This is a genomic window from Vreelandella zhuhanensis (assembly GCF_009793355.1).
Lineage (GTDB): Bacteria > Pseudomonadota > Gammaproteobacteria > Pseudomonadales > Halomonadaceae > Vreelandella > Vreelandella zhuhanensis.
Genome location: NZ_WTKP01000007.1, coordinates 66,448 through 85,923 on the forward strand (window position 1 = coordinate 66,448; position 19,476 = coordinate 85,923).

Genomic DNA, 19,476 nt, shown 5'->3' on the forward strand with positions numbered 1-19,476 from the left:
CTTATTTTACGATGCGTCTTGCAGTACGGTTCAATCCCAGCTCAGCGCGCCACCCACCTGATACTCGGTGACGCGGGTCTCGAAGAAGTTCTTTTCCTTGCGCAGGTCGATGATCTCGCTCATCCAAGGGAAAGGATTCTTGGCGCCGGGGAATTGCTCCTGCAGGCCGATCTGAGCCAGGCGGCGGTTGCAGATGAAATGGAGATATTCCTCCATGATCGCCGCGTTCATTCCCAGTACGCCGCGCGGCATGGTATCGCGGGCGTAGGCGATCTCAAGCTCGGTGCCTTCGAGAATCATCTGGGTGACTTCATCCTGAAATTCCGGTGTCCAGAGGTGGGAGTTCTCGATCTTGATCTGGTTGATCATGTCGACGCCGAAATTCAAATGCATGGATTCGTCACGCAGGATGTACTGAAACTGCTCAGCCACGCCGGTCATCTTGTTGCGCCGCCCCATGGAGAGAATCTGGCTGAAGCCGCAGTAGAAGAAGATACCTTCGGTGACGCAATAGAAGGCCACCAGGTTGCGCAGCAGTTCCTGATCGGTCTCCGGGGTGCCGGTTTGAAAGTCCGGACGCGAAAGCGATTGGGTGTGCTTGAGGCTCCAGGCGGATTTGGCGGCCACCGAGGGCACTTCGCGGTACATGTTGAACACCGCGCCTTCATCCATGCCCAGCGACTCCACGCAATACTGGTAAGCATGGGTGTGAATGGCTTCCTCGAAGGCTTGGCGCAGCAAATACTGGCGGCATTCCGGGTTGGTGATCAGGCGATACAGCGCGAGCACCAGGTTGTTGGCCACCAGCGAATCGGCGGTGGAAAAGTAGCCCAGCGAACGCTCGACGATGCGACGTTCGTCGGCGGTCAGGCCGTCCTGGCTCTTCCACAGGGCGATGTCCGCGTTCATGTTCACTTCCTGGGGCATCCAGTGGTTGGCGCTGCCATCCAGGTATTTCTGCCAGGCCCACTCGTACTTGAACGGTACCAACTGGTTCAGGTCGACGCGGGCGTTGATCATCTGCTTGTCGTCGACTTCGATGCGCGCGGCACCCATTTCCAGCTCTTCCAGGCCGGCGGCGACATCCAATCGTTCCAGCGACTGGCGGGCGCGCTGCAGGCGGTCGTTCTCCACCGGGCGGTAATCGCTTTTCAGCTCACCGGCATCGGCTTCAAAAGACGCTGTCGGGGCGGCGGGAGCCGGCTTGGGTTTTGACATCGTTTCGGCGACGGCTTGGTCGTCCTCATGGAATTCATCCCAGTTCAGCATGTGGCTCTCCTGTCATGTAAATCTCTTGTATAGGGGCGTTATTGGCAGGCTTCGCAGCCCAGTTCATCGATATCGCTTGCCGAAGGCGGGCGCTGGCCACCCTTGCCGTTCAGGAAGTCGTCGACACCCCGCGGTTCTTGAACGCTAGAGGCTTCGGGTGCGGCGGTTGGCGCGGAGCCGTTACTCACGGCGTTCAGGGTGCCGCGTTCGACGGTGGATTTTTCCACCGAGGTGGCGCCAAGGGCACGCAGGTAGTAGGTGGTCTTGAGGCCGCGAAACCACGCCATGCGATAGGTGACATCGAGTTTCTTGCCCGAAACGCCCTTGATATAGAGATTCAGTGATTGGGCCTGGTCGATCCATTTCTGGCGCCGCGAGGCGGCTTCCACCAACCATTTGGGCTCGATCTCGAAGGCCGTGGCGTACTTGGCCTTGAGGTCGTCCGGCACGCGCTCGATGGGTTGAACGCTGCCATCGTAGTACTTGAGGTCGTTGATCATCACTTCGTCCCATAGGCCGCGAGCCTTGAGATCATCCACCATAGGGGCGTTGACCACGGTGAACTCGCCGGACAGGTTGGATTTGACGAACAGGTTCTGATAGGTCGGTTCGATGGACTGCGTCACGCCGCAGATGTTGGAGATCGTCGCGGTGGGGGCGATCGCCATCACATTGGAGTTGCGCATGCCCTGATGGGTAACCTTCTCACGCAGGCGCTGCCAATCCTGAGTGGTGCTGGTGTCGACCTCGATATAGCTTTCGCCGCGTTCGAGCTTGAGTTTTTCGATGGAATCGATGGGTAGTACGCCCTGGCTCCACAGCGAGCCCTCGAAGCTTGAGTACTTGCCACGTTCGGCAGCAAGATCCGAGGAGGCTTCGATGGCGTGATAGCTGACCAATTCCATGGAACGGTCGGCGAATTCCACCGCCTGTTGACTGGCGTAGGCAATGTCCTGGGCGTAGAGCGCATCCTGGAAGCCCATGATGCCGAGCCCCACCGGACGATGCTTGAAATTGGCATTACGCGCCTGATCCACGGCGTAGTAATTGATGTCGATGACGTTATCCAGCATGCGTACGGCGGTACGTACGGTTTTGCCCAGCTTGGCGCTATCCAGCCTGCCTTCCCGAATATGCTGAGCCAGGTTGATCGAGCCCAGGTTGCATACCGCGATCTCGTCGATGCTGGTGTTGAGCGTGATCTCGGTGCAAAGGTTCGAGGAGTGAACCACACCGGCGTGTTGCTGCGGGCTTCTCAGGTTGCAGGGGTCCTTGAAAGTGATCCAGGGGTGGCCGGTCTCGAACAGCATCGAGAGCATCTTGCGCCACAGGTCCTTGGCCTTGACCCGCTTGAATAGTCTGAGCTGGCCGTCATGGGTCATCGCTTCGTATTCTTCGTAGCGCTTCTCGAAAGCGGCGCCGTAAAGCTCGTGCAGGTCCGGGCAGGTGGAGGGCGAAAACAACGTCCAGTCGCCATCGTCGAATACCCGCTTCATGAACAGGTCGGGCACCCAGTTGGCGGTGTTCATGTCATGGGTGCGGCGTCGGTCGTCGCCGGTGTTCTTGCGCAACTCGAGAAATTCCTCGATGTCCAGGTGCCAAGTCTCCAGGTAGGCGCACACCGCCCCCTTGCGCTTTCCGCCCTGGTTGACCGCAACCGCGGTATCGTTGACCACCTTGAGAAACGGCACCACACCCTGGGACTTGCCGTTGGTGCCCTTGATCCAGGCACCTAGGGCGCGTACCGGCGTCCAGTCGTTGCCGAGCCCCCCGGCCCATTTGGAGAGCATGGCGTTGTCGCGGATAGCGCTATAGATCCCATTTAGATCGTCCGGCACGGTGGTCAGGTAACAGCTGGAAAGCTGGCTGCGTACGGTGCCGGCGTTGAACAAGGTCGGCGTGGAGGCCATGTAATCGAAGCTGGAAAGCAGCTCGTAGAACTCAATGGCCCGCGCTTCGCGATCATCTTCATTCAGTGCCAGTCCCATGGCCACACGCATGAAAAGTACTTGGGGAAGCTCGTAACGACTCTCGTCATGGTGAAGAAAGTAACGATCGTAAAGTGTCTGCAGACTCAGATAAGTAAAGGCGAGGTCACGGCGGTGATCCAGTGCCGCGCCCAGGCGGTCGAGGTCAAATTCGGCCAGGCGAGGGTCGAGTTGTTCGAATTCAATGCCCTTGTTTACATAGGCTTGAAACGCCGGGGAGTAGAGCTCTGCCATTTCCGAGTAAGTGGCTTCGTCGGCGACGCCCAGAAAAGACAGGGCTTCACGGCGCAGGTTGTCCTGGAGCAGGCGGGCGGTGACGTAGCTGTAGTTGGGCTCTTTCTCGACCAGGGTGCGAGCGGTCATCGTCAGCGCCTGGGAAACCCCATCGACGGTGACACCGTCATAGAGGTTTTTCAACGCGGCCTGGACAATGGCACCGGCGTCAACATTGGCCAGGTCGGTACAGGCATCGGTTACCAGTGTTTCGATACGGCCCAGATCCAGCGGGCGGGTACTGCCGTCGCGTAGCGTCACATTCAAATCGGGATGCGGCTTGGCGATTGCCGCTTCGTTGGTGGCGCGCGCCCGGGCATGTTCTTCACGGTAAAGTACATAGGCGCGGGCGACTTTCTGCTCGCCGGCGCGCATCAGGGTGAGTTCGACCTGATCTTGGATATCCTCGATATGTACGGTACCGCCATCGGGCATGCGACGTAGAAAGGCCTGCTGAATGGTTTGCACTGCCTGTGGGACAAACGCTCGTACCCGGGAGGAAGCAGCAGCGTCGTCACCTTCCACGGCAATGAATGCCTTGTACATGGCAACGGAAATCTTGTCGACATTGAAGGGGGCGACATCGCCTTCGCGCTTGATGACACTTAGGGTTTGCGGCGCGGTGACGCCAACGCCGGTGGTGGTAGAAGGATACAAATCATCGGACATGATGGGAAATTCCATGAGGCCAGGTTTTGCCGGACGGCTAAAAAGCTGCTTGATAGAAGGAGGTGCTTCTGCTAAGGCACACTATGTGGTGTGCTATTATTAAAAAAACACAAGATAGTGTGTTTGGTCTCAGTGTTCAAGTTTTTGATCGGCAGTGCCAAGGCCACCCCCAGGAAGTGTGAAAATGCAGCCTAAGGCAAGGCGTAGTGGTTGTTTTAAGGTATCCTTGTAACAAGTTACTACCCTGGCATGCACAATGTGCATGTGAGATAACAAATTAGCCCCATGGAGTGAAAAAAGCGGATGGTGGATCACTTGGAACAACAATTTCAGGCACTGGGATCACAAGAGTCTGCGGTGCCTGACTATCCTGATCAGGACCACATCCTGATCATTGAAGACGACCAGCGTCTGGCCGAGTTGACCCGTGATTATCTCCAAGCCAATGGCTTTCAGGTCACCTTGGAAGCCGATGGCAGCAAGGGAGTGGATCGCATACTGACCTTGCAGCCGGATCTGGTGATTTTGGACTTAATGTTGCCGGGAGAAGACGGCCTTTCCGTCTGCCGTCGGGTGCGTCCCAACTACGCTGGACCGATCATGATGCTGACCGCTCGCACCGATGATCTCGATCAAGTGCTGGGGCTGGAAATGGGCGCGGATGATTATGTGTCCAAGCCGGTTCAGCCACGCGTGTTGCTGGCCCGTATGCGGGCACTGCTGCGACGAGCCGATGCGCCGGCCCCGGGCGGCGAAATGCGGTTGAAATTTGAGAATCTGGAAATCGACAACGCCACTCGCGAAGCCTGGCTTCAGGGCGAACGAATTGATTTGACCAGCGCTGAATTCGACCTGCTATGGCTGCTGGCGCGCAATGCAGGGCGCGTTCTGACTCGCGAGGAAATTTTCAGCGAGTTGCGTGGCATCAAATATGATGGTCAGGATCGTTCGATTGATGTGAGGGTTTCGCGCATTCGCCCCAAGATCGGTGACGACCCCAACCAGCCGCACCGGATCAAGACCGTGCGCAGTAAAGGATACCTGTTCGTCAAGGATGGCTAATTGATGCGGCGCTTGTTGTCCCATGGCACTTTCCTGCGTTTTTATGTATTGCTCGGGTTGGCGCTGTTGATGCTGTTTCTCCTGGCATTGTCAGGGCGAATGCTGATCGAACAAGTACGTAACGAAGACCACCGGGAACAACTGGTGGCATTGCCCATGTCGCTGTTGACACAAGCGCTCGCCAATGAGCCCGAGGCATCCCGGGAAGAAGTATTGGCTGACTATGCCCGGCAACTGGACATGGACCTGTCATTGCTTCCGATCGAAGAACTCGGTGGTCAGTATTTCGCCCGTGCCCGTCTCGCACGCGGGCAGGTATTGGTCAACAATGGTTCGGGCGACACCTGGGAACTACAACAGCAGTTGCCTGAAATGCCTTGGGTACTTCAGGCCGAGTTGCCCGGCTGGAGCGAACGCCAGTGGCAGGGCATGATGCGCTTGTTGGGTAACTGGCTGGCTAGCGTCAGCCGATCACAACGGGTCGAGCGCTTGGATATCCTGGAGCAGGGCGCATGGCCGCTGAGTTTGCTGCTGAAACCGCCCGAAGAAATAACTTCAGCTCAGCAGGCGCAACTCGAGCAAGGCCAAGTGGTCACGCAATTACTGTCGTATACGCTGGACGCCAAGTTGCTGTATCGCCTGCCGGGAGAGGCGCAGTGGTTACAGGCCGGGCCGGTCATCCGCCAGGAGTCGCTGCCGCTGAAGCTGCATTTGGCATTGTTGCTCGGCTTGATGGTGGTGCTGGCACTGATCATCTACCTGATCATGCGCAGTATCGAAACCCGTATGTCGCGGTTGGAACTGGCCGCCACGCGCATCGCCAGCGGGCGCCTGGAAACCCGGGTGAAGGTGGAAAGCGGCGATTTTCTGGGCCGTCTGGGGATGGCGTTCAATGGCATGGCCAATCAGGTACAGTCTTTGTTGCGTGGTCAGCAGGAAATGATTCGCGCTGTCTCACATGAATTGCGCACCCCGGTGGCACGTATCCGTTTTGCCGTCCAGATGGTCGAAGACATGACCGAGGAGCCGGCGATTCGGCGCCAACTGCAAGGCATCGATGGCGACATTTCCGAACTTGACGATCTGGTCGACGAGATTCTCACCTATGCCCGCCTGGGCAGCGAGTCGATCAACGGCGCGGAAATGCAAACCGCACTGATAGACTGCGGGGCCATGGCAGAGCGAGTCATCGAGACGCTTTCACCCTTGCATGAGAACTTGTCGCTGCAGCTGGTGCACGATGACGATGTCGAATTGAGTGTGGAACCACGTTACTTGCAGCGCGCCCTGCAGAACTTGGTCAGCAATGCCTGCCGCTATGCCCAGTCGCGAGTGGTTATCCGGTTATACGACGAGCCTCATCTGGTGCGTATCGATGTCGAAGATGACGGCCCCGGTGTGCCGGAGGAGGCGCGTGCCGAGATATTCAAGCCTTTTGCCCGGCTTGATGACAGCCGAGCGCGCAGCTCTGGGGGATACGGCTTGGGGCTCTCGATCGTGGAAAAGATCATGGCTTGGCACGGGGGCAGCGTGACCGTGGATCAAAGCCCTGAGTTGCAAGGTGCCCGCTTTACGCTGTTGCTTCCCCGCCGTGAATGATACGGCTCAGGCCGGTTTGATACCTTCGAGTACTGCAAACGAGGTTTCCCGGGCGGTACGCAGGAAATCCTCCATCCAGGGTGCTTTTCGATTTTCTTCGCGCAATGCCGCGTAAAGGGTTCCCCATACGCCCTCGCGCCCCAGGCCCACCGCACTCACGTAATTGCGCTCCAGATACTCGGTCAATGCCCAGCTGGGCAAGGCGCAGACTCCCCGTCCACTGGCCACCAGTTGCATCATCATGATGGTCAACTCAGCGGTACGTATCTCTTTGGGACGTACGCCGGCGGGATCGAGAAACTGCGTAAACACATCCAGCCGTGAGTGCTCCACCGGATAAGTGATCAAGGTTTCCTCTCGCAGGTCTTGGGCGGTCACGAATGGCTTTGCCGCAAGCGCATGCTGACGAGCCACTGCCAGTAAGCCCTCATAGCGAAACAAGGGTTCATAGTGCACACCGGTAATCGGCTGGGGGTCGGCGGTGATCACCAGGTCGAGTTGTTCCCGGGCAAGAGCCGGCAGCGGGTCGAAATGATGGCCACTGGGAATATCGATTTCCACTTCCGGCCAATGGTTACGAAAATGATCCACGGTGGGCATCAGCCATTGAAAACAGCTGTGGCACTCGATGGCCATATGCAACCGCCCCTGCTCGGTGCCCGCCAGGCGTGCCAGGTCGCGTTCGGCCATGCGTACCTGGGGTAATACCTGATCGCCCAGGGCGAGCAAGCGCAGCCCGGCACGGGTAAATTCCACCGGCCGCGTCTTGCGCACGAAGAGTGTGCTTTCCAGACGGGCTTCCAGGTCCTTGAGTTGATGCGAAAGCGCGGATTGGGTGAGATGCACGCGGTCGGCGGCTTCCACCAGGGAGCCGGTTTCGCGCAGGGCGGCCAGGGTTCTCAGGTGACGTAACTCGATCATAAGTGAATTTCATTCATGGTTATCATTAATAGGTTTAGTTTGATTCACAATCACGTGGCTTGCAGACTGTGTGAAATTATTCACGTTGAAAGGTTTCATCATGACAGTTTCTCATATTCTGGGCTATCCACGCATTGGCGCGCAGCGCGAATTGAAAAAAGCCACGGAAGCCTACTGGAAAGGCGATCAAGATCGCGAGGCCCTGGAATATGTCGGACGTGACTTGCGTGCCCGCCACTGGGCGGCGCAGCGCCATGCCGGGCTGGATTGGGTCAGCGTGGGCGATTTCGCCTTCTACGATCAGGTGCTGAATGTTTCCGCTTTGCTGGGGGCTGTGCCGGAACGCTTTGCCGCTCAGCAGGAACTGGCCGCGGGCGACGTTAGCCTGGATACCACCTTTCGCATGGCCCGCGGTCGGGCGCCCAGCGGTACCCCGGCGGCAGCTTGCGAAATGACCAAGTATTTCGATACCAATTATCACTACCTGGTCCCCGAGCTTCATGAACACCAGCGCTTTCAGCTGGCGTCCACTCGCTTGTTCGATGAAGTGGACGAGGCGCACCAGGCCGGACATTCGGTGAAGGTGACCTTGACCGGGCCCCTGACCTGGTTGTGGTTGGGCAAGGAAAAAGGCCAGGCGTTCGACCGTTTGACGCTGCTGGAAGAGGTGGTCGAGGTCTACGGCGAGGTACTCAATCGCTTGGCAGCACAGGGAGTGGAATGGGTGCAGCTCGATGAACCCGCCCTGGTGCAGGATTTGCCCCTGGCCTGGCAGCAAGCTTATGAACGTGCCTATCACCGCCTTCAGGCGGCACCGCTCAAACTGATGGTGGCCACTTACTTTGGCGGCTTGGGCGATAATCTGTCGCTTGCGACGCGCCTGCCAGTGGCCGGGTTGCATGTCGATGCGGTGCGGGCAGCGGATGAACTTACCCATGTGATCGATCGTCTCGGTCCGCATCAAGTGCTCTCGGTGGGGCTGGTGGATGGACGTAATATCTGGCGAGCGGATCTGGCGGCCTTGTGGGAACGCTTCATGTCGGTAAAGGTACGCCTGGGCAATCGCCTATGGCTGGCCCCGAGCTGTTCGTTGTTGCATGTGCCGGTGGACCTTGCGCTTGAAAGCGACTTGGATAATCAGCTGAAAAGCTGGCTGGCGTTTGCCCGGCAGAAACTCGATGAAGTGGTCAGCCTTTCTCGTTTGCTGGACAACCGGGCTACCGCCGAGGATGAAACTCGCCTGGACGCAGCCACCCGCGCCCTGGATGAACGACGCGACTCCGAGCGGACCTGCCGCAAGACGGTAAGAGCCCGCCTGGCGGCCATACAGCTTGCCGATAGCGCGCGTAGCAGCGCCTATGCCCAACGCGCCCTGGCCCAGCGGCGCAAACTTGATCTACCGCTGTTTCCCACCACCACGATCGGCTCCTTTCCGCAAACCCAGGATATCCGTGCGGCGCGCCGGGCGTTCAAGGCAAAGACCCTGGGGCGTGAAGCTTACGAGGCGCGCATGCGTGAGGAAATCGCCTATAGCGTCGCGCGCCAGGAAGCCTTGGAGCTGGATATACCGGTACATGGCGAAGCCGAGCGCAACGATATGGTCGAGTATTTCGGTGAACGGCTGGAGGGATTCGCCTTTACCCGGTTCGGCTGGGTACAGAGCTACGGTTCACGCTGCGTCAAGCCGCCGGTCATTTATGGGGATGTCAGCCGTCCGGCACCCATGACGGTGCGCTGGAGTGAATACGCCCAGACACTGACCGACAAGCCCATGAAAGGCATGCTTACCGGGCCGGTGACGATTCTGCACTGGTCCTTCGTGCGCGACGACCAGCCCCGCGAGACCACCTGCCGTCAGATTGCGTTGGCGCTACGCGATGAGGTGGTGGACCTTGAACGAGCGGGCATCAGCATCATTCAGATTGATGAACCGGCATTGCGCGAAGGGCTGCCGCTGCGCCAGGGGCAATGGCAGGCTTACCTGAATTGGGCGGTGGAATGCTTCAAGTTGAGCGCCTCCGGGGTGCGCGACGAGACACAGATCCATACGCATATGTGTTATTCGGAATTCAACGATATTATCGGGGCGATTGCCGCACTGGACGCCGATGTAATCACCATCGAAACCTCGCGTTCGGATATGGAGCTATTGGCGGCCTTTCAGGACTTCGCCTATCCCAACGAGATTGGCCCCGGTGTCTACGATATCCACACCCCCAATATTCCCGAGGTAGCCTGGATGGTGCAGTTGATGGAAAAAGCGCTGGAGAAGATTCCTGCCGAGCGGCTGTGGGTCAATCCTGATTGCGGGTTGAAAACCCGTCACTGGGAAGAAGTCGAGCCGGCCCTGGCTAATATGGTGGAGGCCGCGAAAGTTCTGCGTAAACGTTACGCCTGACCGGCAGATGATAGATCAACTTTTTGAGGCATAGGCGTAAAGCAGCGTTTCCTGAGCACTGATGGGAGCGCTGCCGTTCGGGCACTGAAGCTCATATTGCCCGTCGGATTGCAGCCGCCAGCTCTGGCAGTTGTCCACCAGGTAGGTTTCCAGGTCCTTGCGCACCCGGGTGGCGATTTTCTTTTCCAGCAGGGGAAAGCAGGTTTCCACCCGGTGAAACATGTTACGCGCCATCAGGTCGGCGCTCGAGCACCAGATTTCCGGCTCGTCATCGTTATGAAAATGAAACACGCGGGTGTGCTCCAGAAAGCGCCCGATAATCGAGCGTACCCGTATGTTGTCCGAGATACCCGGCACCCCAGGGCGTAGGCAGCACATGCCGCGAATGATCAGGTCGCACTCGACCCCCGCCTGAGACGCCCGGTAAAGCGCTCGGATCAGTTTGGGCTCGGTCAGGGAATTGCACTTGATGATGATGTGAGCGCGCTTGCCTTGCTGGGCGTGCTGTGCTTCGCGCTCGATCATTTCCACCAATCGTTCATGCAGAGTGAAAGGTGCATGCAGCAGGGTATCGATACGCCTTGCCTTGCCCATACCGGAGAGCTGCTGAAAGACCTTGTGAACATCGCTACACAGCCTGGGATTGGCGGTGAGCAGACTGTAGTCGGTATATAGCTTGGCAGTTTTGGAATGATAGTTGCCGGTGCCCAGATGGGCATAGTGGCGCAGCTTGCCTTTTTCACGTCGCACGATATGCAGCATTTTGGCATGGGTCTTGTAGGCCATGATGCCGTAAATCACGATGGCGCCGGCTTCCTGCAGCCGAGAGGCGAGTACCAGGTTGTCGGCTTCATCGAAACGTGCGCGAAGCTCGATCACCACCGTGACTTCCTTGCCTTGGCTTGCGGCGTCCACCAAGGCGCTGACAATCGGCGATTCGGCGCCGGTACGGTATAGCGTCTGCTTGATGGCGAGCACATTCGGATCGCGTGCCGCCTCGCGCAACAGGTCTTCGATCGGCGTGAACGACTGAAAAGGATGGTGCAGCAGGATATCGTGCTTGGCGATGGCCTGGAACAAGCTGCCGCTCTTGAGCGAATTGGGAATACTGGGAGTGAAGGGGCGATAGACCAGGTCCGGCCTGTCGACGTCTCCCAGTACCGCCATCATGCGAGTCAGGTTGACCGGGCCTTCGACGAGGTACAGATCGTCCGGCCCCAGTTCGAATTGTGTCAGCAGAAAATCAATCAAGTCGGCCGGGCAGTTTTCCGCCACTTCCAGGCGTACCCCATTGCCATAGCGACGCGCGAGCAATTCACCGCGTAGCGCCGAGGCCAGATCGGAGACTTCTTCGGGGTCGACACTCATGTCGGCATTGCGCGTCAGTCGGAACTGATAGCAACCGCGCACGCTCATGCCGGGAAACAGCTCGTCAGCATGGGCGTGGATCATCGAAGACAAGAAGACGTATTCGGAGAAACCTTCCTCGCAAAGGGCCTTGGGCAGGGCCATCAAGCGGGGCAGTGAACGTGGGGCGGGAAGGATTGCCATCCCACCGGCGCGTCCGAAGGCATCCTTGCCTTCCAGCCTGACGATGAAATTCAGGCTTTTGTTGACCAGGCGAGGAAAAGGATGCGACGGGTCCAGCCCGATGGGGCTGATCACCGGCATGATTTCGTTATCGAAGAACTCGCGCACCCAGGCCTTTTGCTCGCTTGTCCAGTGATCACGCCGTCGAAAGCGCAGTCCCTGGGCTTCCAGTTGCGGCAGCAAGGTGTCGTTGAGTATCTGGTACTGGCGGATAATCTGCTGGTGGGCGATTTGCGAGATTTCCGCGAGTACCGCTTTGGGTAGCCGGCCGTCCGCGCCGGTGGTGTCATCGCCTAAAGCGATTTGATGCTTGAGCCCAGCCACCCTGATTTCAAAGAACTCGTCCATGTTGGAGGAGAAAATCAGCAGGAACATCAAGCGATTGAGCAATGGATGCGACTCATCGAGGGCCTGTTCGAGCACTCGGATGTTGAATTGCAGGTGGGAGAGCTCACGATTGAAATACAGCAACGGATCGTCGAGGTCGGTTTCCGGCACGGGGTGACGCGTCTGCACGCCGGTAGGGGTACGGTTGAGGCGCAAGGGTGCCGCCTCGCTTGCAGTGTCGCTGCTCTCGTTCTGGGAACCATCAATGGCTGAGTCTTGCATGTACGCGCTCCCGGTCACGCCCAGGCAGCTTTGGGGGCGAATATTGGTGAATATGAGTCGAGGTTAATCGACGCGGATGACAGCCAGATGACAGCGCCGTCATCACAAGCCCCGCTTGTCCGTCTACCCTTGGGGTTGCATGTAACGGGCCGCTTCCAAGGCGAAATAGGTCAAGATACCGTCGGCACCGGCACGCTTGAAGCACATCAACGATTCCATGATCACCGGCTCGGCTTCCAGCCAGCCGTTGTCGAACGCCGCGCGGTGCATGGCGTACTCGCCGCTGACCTGATAAGCGAAAGTGGGGACTCTGAGTTCGTCCTTTACCCGGCGAACCACATCCAGATAAGGCATGCCGGGCTTGACCATCACCATGTCAGCGCCTTCGGCCAGGTCCAGGGCGACTTCATGCAGGGCTTCATCGCTGTTGGCCGGGTCCATCTGGTAGGTGCGCTTGTCGGCCTTGCCCAGATTGGCTGCCGAGCCCACCGCATCTCGGAAAGGCCCGTAGTAATGCGAAGCATACTTGGCGCTGTAGGCCATGATGCGCACATTGTGCAGGTGTTCCTGTTCGAGTACCTGACGGATGGCGCCAATGCGTCCGTCCATCATATCCGAAGGCGCCACCACGTCGGCGCCGGCCTCGGCGTGGGACAACGCCTGCTTGAGCAAGGTGTCGACGGTGCGGTCATTCTGGACATAGCCCTGCTCATCGATAATGCCGTCCTGGCCATGACTGGTGTAGGGGTCAAGCGCCACATCGGTAATAATCCCCAGTTCCGGTAAGGCGGTTTTCAATGCCCGTACACTGCGCTGCACCAGCCCATTGGCGTTATAGGCTTCTTCCGCCAGATCGCTTTTATGTTCGGCGGTCACCACCGGAAACAATGCCAGGGCGGGGATGCCCAGTTGGTAGGCTTCGCGTGCCTGCTCGATCAAAAGGTCCAGCGACAAACGCTCCACACCGGGCATCGAGGCGACCGCTTCGCGCTGGTTTTCGCCTTCCAGTACGAAAACCGGCAGGATCAGGTCGCTGGGGGTCAGGGAGGCTTCCTGCATCAGGCGACGAGAAAAATCATCGCGGCGCATGCGGCGCATGCGTAGCGCAGGAAAATGGCGAGGGCTGGGCGTGTTCAAGGCGTTTCTCCAGACAATAACGGAAAGCTCACCGCCAGTGGTGCCGGCGACAACAATTCCTTGAGTATATCAGCCGTGCTATCCGGCGAAAGCCGCCTTGTGGCCGGAGAAGAGACTCACTAAAGTGGACGATCGATTTATTCAGCATTGCCCATGGCGGCGACACCCAAACGAGGAAATAAAAATGACCAAACAGGTGGCAGTGATCCTGGCAGGCTGTGGCGTGTTCGACGGCTCGGAAATTTATGAAACCACCTTGACGCTGCTGCGTCTGGACCAGTTGGGGATCGGTTATCGTTGCTTCGCCCCGGATATCGAGCAATATCAGGTGGTGAATCATCTTACCCAGGCGCTGGAAGACGGCGAAAGCCGCAATGTGCTGAAAGAGGCCGCACGCCTGGCCCGTGGTGAGATCAGCGAGCTTGGAGAGCTCCAGGCCGATGATTACGACGCGGTGATCGTCCCCGGCGGTTTCGGGGTGGCCAAAAACCTCTCCGACTTTGCTCGGGCAGGCGACAACATGCAGGTGCTTGAGGCACTCAAGGACGCTTTGGCGGGCTTTCGTGAAGATGCCAAGCCGATCGGCCTGATGTGTATCTCGCCGGTGTTGGTGCCGCGTTTGCTAGGCGAGGGCATTGCGGTGACTGTGGGCAACGACCCGGGCGTTTCCGGTGCCATCAGTGCCATGGGGGGGTTGCACCGTAGTTGCGGAGTAGAAGACATCGTCGTGGATCGAGAACACCAGGTGGTGACCACACCGGCCTACATGCTGGCGACCAGAATCAGTGAAGCGGCTACCGGGATCTTCAAACTAGTGGATCGTATCGACGAAATGCTGACCTGATAGCCTGACGCACAACGGCCCCTCTATCTAAAAACGGCCTGTCTATTTGATCAATAGAGGGGCCGTTGCGGTTTTACGGTACAGGAATTACGTTATCTGACTGAGATGTCAGGCGTTTTTATCCTGTTCCTCGGCGGCATCTTTTTCCGCCCGACGCTTGCGTACCAGGCGGCCGAATAACAGCCCGACTTCATAAAGCAGGTACATGGGTACTGCCAGCAAGCTCTGGGAAATAATATCCGGCGGCGTCAGCAGCATTCCAACGACGAAACACCCCAGGACGATGTAAGGGCGTTTTTTCGACAGGCTTTCCACCGTGGTGGCCCCGGAGGCGATCAGCAGAAAGGTGGCAATGGGGATTTCAAACGCCACACCAAAGGCGAAAAATAACTTGAGAACGAAGTTAAGATACTGATTTATATCGGTCATTACCGCCACGTTTTCCGGCCCGGTCTGGGTGAAAAACTGAAACAGCAGCGGAAATACCACGTAATAGGCGAATGCCGCCCCGGTATAGAAAAGCGCTATGCTGGAGGCCAGGATCGGCACTGCCATGGCCTTTTCATTGTCGTAAAGCCCGGGTGCGACAAATGCCCATGCCTGATGCAACACATAGGGAATGGCGGCGAATACCGCCACCACCAGGGTCAGCTTGAATGGTGCCAGGAAGGGTGATGCCACTTCGGTGGCAATCATCTGCGAGCCTGGCGGCAACAGCGCCATCAAAGGCTGGGCGACAAAGGAATAGATGTCGTTGGCAAACGAATACAGCCCCAGAAAAATGACCAGGATCACCACCACCGCGCGCATCAGGCGCGAGCGTAGTTCGATCAAATGTTCAATCAAAGGGGCCTGGACTTGCTCTTTCTGCGAGTCGCCGGACGTGCTCATCGGGAATCGGTATCCTTCTTGGCGGCCGAGGTATCATCGGATGATGCGGTGGGTATGTCTTCACGCACGGTAGCCAGAGCGTCGTCAAGCCGTGATGTAGCACGCGCCACAGGATCCTCGGAGGGCGGTTCATTCTCCGACGTCTCGTTCGGGTTTTTCGTAGCATCCGAACGAGAAGGGGGGGTGTCCGCCAGGCTTTCGACGTCCTGCTTGGCCTTCTTGAGGCTATCGTCGAGTTTTTGTTGTTGCTCGTTGAGCTTCTGGCGCAACTCTTCGGTTTCCAGCTGGGCGTTGATTTCACGCTGCATGCCGGACACCGTTCGCTTGACCTTGCCAATCCACAGGCCCACCGTACGCGCGGCGCGCGGAAGCCTCTCGGGACCCAGCACCAATAAGCTCACCACACCGATGAGCAATAGCTCAAGAAAACCGATATCCAGCATAGATTACTTGCGCTCGTCGGAACGTTCGGGTTGCTTTTCTTCGGCTTTCACATCGTAAGTGTTGCCGTTGTCTTCATGGACGACCTTGGCACGAGGCTCGTCGGTCTTCTTGGCCTTGGCGTCGGCATCTTCCGTTTCGTCTTCATGCATGGCTTTCTTGAAGCCTTTCATGGCTCCACCGAGGTCAGTCCCTACGTTGCGCAGTTTCTTGGTGCCGAAAATCAGGATGATGATGCCCAGAACAATCAGCAGCTGCCAAATACTGATACCACCTAACATATGCAATTCCTCTTTTACGGTGCTGCGGTTGATAGCGGTGCGTTATTGGGATCTGGCGGACTTTTCCGCATGACCCGAGATTCCAAAGCGACGAGCCAGTTCGTCGAGTACCGGCTGATGATCCATGTCCAGGTGCGAAAGCATGACCAGGCTATGAAACCACAGGTCAGCGGTTTCGGCGACAAGGGCGTGACGCTGTGCCTCAGTGCCGTGTTCGGCATCCTTGGCCGCCAACAGCGTTTCGGTCGCTTCTTCGCCAACTTTTTCGAGTATCTTGTTCAAACCCTTGTGATGCAAGGCGGCGACATAAGAATCTTCCGGTGCTGCGTGCCGCCTTTGGCGTAATACCTCGGCCAATGCATCGAGAATGCTCTGGTCGGCAGAGGCTAGTTGTGAAGAAGATGGCTGTGAAGACGGTTGTGAAGAATAAGTGTCTTGCATGCTAAGCATCCGGTCAAAGTAAAAAGGGAATCATTGCCATACGACGAGCGCCAGACCGATGGCGGCCGCCGCCAGTACCGGCCAATCTTGGGCCGAGGTCCAGGCACTCAGCGGTTGCCAGACCAGGGCCAATGCCACCAGGATCAACCCCAGGCGTAACCGGTGCTGGCGCTTGTCCTTGCGCTGCAGCTGGTAGCGGATGCCCTCGATGGCCCCGGCCTGTTGCAGGCGCTGACGATGTTCGTGCTCCATGCGGCTGAGTGCCTGATGGGCAAGTGCCGGTAGCTCCGGGAGTTGATGAGAAAGTTCCGGCGCTTGGCGCTTGAGAGATTTCCATAGCCCTCCGATGCCGGCGCGCTCTTTCATCCATTGTTCCAGGTAAGGCTTGGCGGTGCTCCATAGGTCCAGGTCGGGGTAGAGTTGACGACCCAGCCCCTCGATATTGAGCAGCGTCTTTTGTAGCAATACCAGCTGCGGCTGGACTTCCATATTGAAGCGCCGTGCGGTCTGAAACAGCCCCAGCAGCACTTGGGCGAAGGAGATGTCCTTGAGCGGCTTTTCCAGGATTGGCTCACATACAGTGCGTATCGCAGCGGCGAACTCATTGGCACGGGTGTTTTCGCCCACCCAGCCGGATTCAATGTGCAGGGCGGCGACTTCGTAATAATCCTGATGAAAGAAGGCCAGAAGGTTACGTGCTAGGTAGTCCTGGTCTTCGCGGGTCAGGCTGCCCACGATGCCGCAGTCGATAGCGATGTACTGGGGGTCTTCCGGGTTGTCGCAATTGACGAAGATATTGCCCGGATGCATGTCGGCGTGAAAGAAGTTGTCGCGAAACACCTGGGTGAAGAAAATTTCTACACCACGCTCGGCAAGTTTCTTCAGGTTGGTGCCTTGAGCGAGCAGCATGGCGGTGTTCGCTACCGGTACGCCGCGAATACGCTCCTGCACCATCATGCCCCGGCGGGTGAATTGCCAATGAATGCTGGGCACGAACAGCAGGGGAGAATCCTTGAAGTTGCGCTTGAGCTGGGAGGTATTGGCCGCTTCTTTGTAAAGGTCGAGCTCATCGAACAGCGTGGCTTCATAATCGCGGATGACTTCAACCGGGCGCAGCCGTCTGGCTTCCGGAATCATGGCCAGTACCCGGGCGACCTGATACATCAGCGCCATGTCCTGACGCATGACGCGAGTGATGCCCGGACGAATGATCTTGACCACGACGTCTTCACCGCTGTGCAGCCGAGCGGCATGCACCTGGGCGATCGACGCCGATGCCAAAGGGGTAGTATCGAATTCGGCAAATGCCAGGGCAATCGAGGTTTCCAGCTCTTTTTCGATACGCTCCACGGCCAGGTGGCCGGGAAACGGCGGTACCTGATCTTGCAGGCGCTTGAGTTCGTCGGCGATATCTTCCGGCAAAAGGTCGCGCCGGGTGGAAAGCATTTGCCCGAACTTGATAAAGATCGGGCCCAGCAGTTCCAGCGCCAGACGCAAGCGCTCCCCACGGGAACGCGAGCCCACTGGAATCAAGCGCAGCGGGGAAAACCACAATAAGGTACGCAGCCACCAGGGTAGGCGTTCCATCGGAATCAGGGTATCCAGCCGATGACGGCTGATGACCCAGGAAATGCGCAGTAGGCGCAGAATCATGAGCGCGGTTCCTGGGTAAGCTTTTTATGCAAGCGTGCCAGCCGAGCCTCCAGGCGGTCGGTGGCGATATCGATTTCCGTCAGATGATCGCGAACGATATCGTGCTGATGGCGGCCTGGCAGCAGGCGAGCTTCCTCGAAGACGTAATCGGCGACGTCCTGGGTCAGCTCATCCTTGGCACGCAGCCCCCAGCGCGCCATACGGCGTAAACCTTCGGCCAGCGAATGCGCGGGCATATCACCCAGCCAGTGAGCCAGTTCGTTTTCCCAGTCGAGGTCCAGGTCCAGAAACAGTTCGCGGGCCGCTTCCAGGAGATGCGTGTGGCCACGCACCGAAAGCTTGCCTTCGAACATCAAGCGTTCGACGGATTTTCCGCTGATCCATTCGGAAAGCGTGTCCGGGGAGAGCTCGACCACGGCATTGACGTCTTTCTCGTCGACCTCGTCGCCACGCAGAAGGTCGATGCCGTGATGGTGAAAATGAATCAGTAGATGCAGACGGGGCTGTTCCAGGCGCACCAACAGGCGATTGCCGGCCAGCGCATCCAGCCGCGAAGGCGCGGCGGGGTCGCGTGCCAGCAAGGCATTCAGGGTGCGCTCAAGGCCCGCCAGCAACAGGGAGGGGGTTACCAGCATGCCAACCTCATAGCTTGATGCCGCGATGCAGGGCGACAATGCCGCCGGTGAGGTTGGTGTATTCCACGCGCTCCAACCCCGCACTTTCCATCATGGCCTTGAGCGTTTCCTGATCCGGATGCACCCGGATGGATTCAGCCAGATAACGGTAGCTATCACCGTCACCCGCGACCAGCTCACCTACCTTCGGCAATAGGCGGAACGAATATTCATCGTAGGCCTTGCTGAGCAAGGCGTTGTCGGGCTTGGAAAATTCCAGCACCAGCAAACGCCCGCCGGGCTTGAGTACCCGGGTCATGGAGCGCAGGGCAGCGTCTTTGTCGGTAACGTTGCGCAGGCCGAAGGCAATGGTAATGCAATCGAAGCTGTTGTTGGGGAACGGCAGGCATTCGGCATTGGCTTGAACGTATTCCACATTGCCGCCCACGCCGTTGTCCAGCAACTTGTCGCGGCCCACCTTGAGCATGGAGGCGTTGATGTCGGCCAAGACCACCTGGCCACGCGATCCGACCAGACGCGAGAACTTCAGGGTAAGGTCACCCGTACCGCCAGCGATATCCAGCACCCGGTGCCCGGGGCGTACGCCCGCCCGTTCGATGGTCAGGCGTTTCCACAGGCGATGAATGCCCAGGGACATGAGGTCGTTCATGATGTCATAGCGAGCGGCGACCGAATGAAATACATCGGCGACGCGTGACGCTTTTTCGTCGACCGGGACTTCCTGATAACCGAAGTGAGTGGTGCGTTTTTGCGTGGGGCTCATATCACTAAGGCT

16 protein-coding genes are annotated in these 19,476 nt (G+C 58.1%); 4 read left to right on the forward strand and 12 right to left on the reverse strand.

The genetic code is table 11. The annotated features are described in order from the left end of the window. Window positions 1–30: 30 nt before the first annotated feature. Window positions 31–1,269: a ribonucleotide-diphosphate reductase subunit beta gene (locus GPM19_RS10810; RefSeq protein ID WP_160419055.1), complete on the reverse strand. Its 1,239-nt coding sequence runs from the start codon at window positions 1,267–1,269 to the stop codon at window positions 31–33. Between the two features lie 38 nt (window positions 1,270–1,307). Further along, window positions 1,308–4,199 (reverse strand): ribonucleoside-diphosphate reductase subunit alpha, encoded by a 2,892-nt coding sequence (locus tag GPM19_RS10815; protein ID WP_227842365.1) that lies wholly within the window; start codon window positions 4,197–4,199, stop codon window positions 1,308–1,310. Window positions 4,200–4,502: 303 nt separating this feature from the next. Between GPM19_RS10815 and GPM19_RS10820 the strand changes: the two genes are divergently transcribed. Both GPM19_RS10820 and GPM19_RS10825 read left to right on the forward strand, forming a co-directional pair. Continuing rightward, the gene (locus tag GPM19_RS10820) at window positions 4,503–5,261 is read left to right on the forward strand and encodes a winged helix-turn-helix domain-containing protein (protein WP_160419057.1); all 759 of its coding nucleotides are present in this window, start codon (window positions 4,503–4,505) and stop codon (window positions 5,259–5,261) included. Between the two features lie 3 nt (window positions 5,262–5,264). After that, window positions 5,265–6,860, forward strand: coding sequence for an ATP-binding protein (locus GPM19_RS10825; protein WP_160419058.1), 1,596 nt, complete (start codon window positions 5,265–5,267; stop codon window positions 6,858–6,860). Between the two features lie 6 nt (window positions 6,861–6,866). Here the strand turns inward: GPM19_RS10825 and GPM19_RS10830 are convergent, their stop codons facing one another. Further along, window positions 6,867–7,781 carry a LysR family transcriptional regulator gene (locus GPM19_RS10830; RefSeq protein ID WP_160419059.1) on the reverse strand — a complete coding sequence of 305 codons (915 nt, stop codon included), beginning with the start codon at window positions 7,779–7,781 and terminating at the stop codon, window positions 6,867–6,869. A gap of 100 nt (window positions 7,782–7,881) precedes the next feature. On the opposite strand from GPM19_RS10830, the gene metE reads away from it, so the two are divergent. Then, the gene (gene metE, locus GPM19_RS10835; RefSeq protein ID WP_160419060.1) at window positions 7,882–10,179 is read left to right on the forward strand and encodes a 5-methyltetrahydropteroyltriglutamate--homocysteine S-methyltransferase; all 2,298 of its coding nucleotides are present in this window, start codon (window positions 7,882–7,884) and stop codon (window positions 10,177–10,179) included. Between the two features lie 15 nt (window positions 10,180–10,194). Here the strand turns inward: metE and ppk1 are convergent, their stop codons facing one another. Together ppk1 and hemB are read right to left on the reverse strand one after the other, a co-directional pair. Next, window positions 10,195–12,378: a polyphosphate kinase 1 gene (gene ppk1 / locus GPM19_RS10840; RefSeq protein WP_160419061.1), complete on the reverse strand. Its 2,184-nt coding sequence runs from the start codon at window positions 12,376–12,378 to the stop codon at window positions 10,195–10,197. A 123-nt stretch (window positions 12,379–12,501) separates the two neighbouring features. Further along, the gene (gene hemB / locus GPM19_RS10845; RefSeq protein ID WP_160419062.1) at window positions 12,502–13,515 is read right to left on the reverse strand and encodes a porphobilinogen synthase; all 1,014 of its coding nucleotides are present in this window, start codon (window positions 13,513–13,515) and stop codon (window positions 12,502–12,504) included. A 184-nt stretch (window positions 13,516–13,699) separates the two neighbouring features. Here hemB and elbB point away from each other — a divergent pair, with 184 nt between their 5' ends. Beyond that, the gene (gene elbB, locus GPM19_RS10850; protein ID WP_160419063.1) at window positions 13,700–14,359 is read left to right on the forward strand and encodes an isoprenoid biosynthesis glyoxalase ElbB; all 660 of its coding nucleotides are present in this window, start codon (window positions 13,700–13,702) and stop codon (window positions 14,357–14,359) included. A 108-nt stretch (window positions 14,360–14,467) separates the two neighbouring features. Here elbB and tatC read toward each other — a convergent pair whose 3' ends face one another. From tatC to ubiE, 7 genes are read right to left on the reverse strand one after another with little or no spacing between them, the layout of a single operon-like run. Then, window positions 14,468–15,250, reverse strand: coding sequence for a twin-arginine translocase subunit TatC (tatC, locus tag GPM19_RS10855; RefSeq protein WP_160419064.1), 783 nt, complete (start codon window positions 15,248–15,250; stop codon window positions 14,468–14,470). Further along, window positions 15,247–15,693, reverse strand: coding sequence for a Sec-independent protein translocase protein TatB (gene tatB, locus GPM19_RS10860; RefSeq protein WP_160419065.1), 447 nt, complete (start codon window positions 15,691–15,693; stop codon window positions 15,247–15,249). Before tatB ends, tatC begins: the two co-directional genes overlap by 4 nt. 3 nt (window positions 15,694–15,696) lie before the next feature. Then, window positions 15,697–15,972, reverse strand: a complete 276-nt coding sequence (tatA, locus tag GPM19_RS10865) for a Sec-independent protein translocase subunit TatA (protein ID WP_160419066.1) — start codon at window positions 15,970–15,972, stop codon at window positions 15,697–15,699. 42 nt (window positions 15,973–16,014) lie between these two features. Beyond that, complete coding sequence (locus GPM19_RS10870; RefSeq protein ID WP_160419067.1) at window positions 16,015–16,413, reverse strand: phosphoribosyl-ATP diphosphatase; 399 nt, start codon at window positions 16,411–16,413, stop codon at window positions 16,015–16,017. 30 nt (window positions 16,414–16,443) lie between these two features. Next, the gene (gene ubiB / locus GPM19_RS10875; RefSeq protein ID WP_160419068.1) at window positions 16,444–18,066 is read right to left on the reverse strand and encodes a ubiquinone biosynthesis regulatory protein kinase UbiB; all 1,623 of its coding nucleotides are present in this window, start codon (window positions 18,064–18,066) and stop codon (window positions 16,444–16,446) included. Next, the gene (locus GPM19_RS10880) at window positions 18,063–18,701 is read right to left on the reverse strand and encodes a ubiquinone biosynthesis accessory factor UbiJ (protein WP_160419069.1); all 639 of its coding nucleotides are present in this window, start codon (window positions 18,699–18,701) and stop codon (window positions 18,063–18,065) included. The genes ubiB and GPM19_RS10880 overlap by 4 nt, the downstream gene beginning before the upstream one ends. Before the next feature lie 7 nt (window positions 18,702–18,708). Beyond that, on the reverse strand, window positions 18,709–19,464 hold the full coding sequence (gene ubiE, locus GPM19_RS10885; protein WP_160419070.1) for a bifunctional demethylmenaquinone methyltransferase/2-methoxy-6-polyprenyl-1,4-benzoquinol methylase UbiE: 756 nt from the start codon (window positions 19,462–19,464) through the stop codon (window positions 18,709–18,711). Window positions 19,465–19,476 lie beyond the last annotated feature (12 nt).

Bases quoted from the DNA above. Each gene is read 5' to 3' on its own strand.
- GPM19_RS10830 (WP_160419059.1), bottom strand. From the start codon at position 7,781: ATGATCGAGTTACGTCACCTGAGAACCCTGGCCGCCCTGCGCGAAACC.
- GPM19_RS10870 (WP_160419067.1), bottom strand. From the start codon at position 16,413: ATGCAAGACACTTATTCTTCACAACCGTCTTCACAGCCATCTTCTTCA.
- GPM19_RS10880 (WP_160419069.1), bottom strand. From the start codon at position 18,701: ATGCTGGTAACCCCCTCCCTGTTGCTGGCGGGCCTTGAGCGCACCCTG.
- tatA (WP_160419066.1), bottom strand. From the start codon at position 15,972: ATGTTAGGTGGTATCAGTATTTGGCAGCTGCTGATTGTTCTGGGCATC.
- GPM19_RS10820 (WP_160419057.1), top strand. From the start codon at position 4,503: ATGGTGGATCACTTGGAACAACAATTTCAGGCACTGGGATCACAAGAG.
- ubiE (WP_160419070.1), bottom strand. From the start codon at position 19,464: ATGAGCCCCACGCAAAAACGCACCACTCACTTCGGTTATCAGGAAGTC.
- ppk1 (WP_160419061.1), bottom strand. From the start codon at position 12,378: ATGCAAGACTCAGCCATTGATGGTTCCCAGAACGAGAGCAGCGACACT.
- GPM19_RS10810 (WP_160419055.1), bottom strand. From the start codon at position 1,269: ATGCTGAACTGGGATGAATTCCATGAGGACGACCAAGCCGTCGCCGAA.
- ubiB (WP_160419068.1), bottom strand. From the start codon at position 18,066: ATGATTCTGCGCCTACTGCGCATTTCCTGGGTCATCAGCCGTCATCGG.
- GPM19_RS10825 (WP_160419058.1), top strand. From the start codon at position 5,265: ATGCGGCGCTTGTTGTCCCATGGCACTTTCCTGCGTTTTTATGTATTG.
- tatB (WP_160419065.1), bottom strand. From the start codon at position 15,693: ATGCTGGATATCGGTTTTCTTGAGCTATTGCTCATCGGTGTGGTGAGC.
- elbB (WP_160419063.1), top strand. From the start codon at position 13,700: ATGACCAAACAGGTGGCAGTGATCCTGGCAGGCTGTGGCGTGTTCGAC.
- tatC (WP_160419064.1), bottom strand. From the start codon at position 15,250: ATGAGCACGTCCGGCGACTCGCAGAAAGAGCAAGTCCAGGCCCCTTTG.
- metE (WP_160419060.1), top strand. From the start codon at position 7,882: ATGACAGTTTCTCATATTCTGGGCTATCCACGCATTGGCGCGCAGCGC.
- GPM19_RS10815 (WP_227842365.1), bottom strand. From the start codon at position 4,199: ATGTCCGATGATTTGTATCCTTCTACCACCACCGGCGTTGGCGTCACC.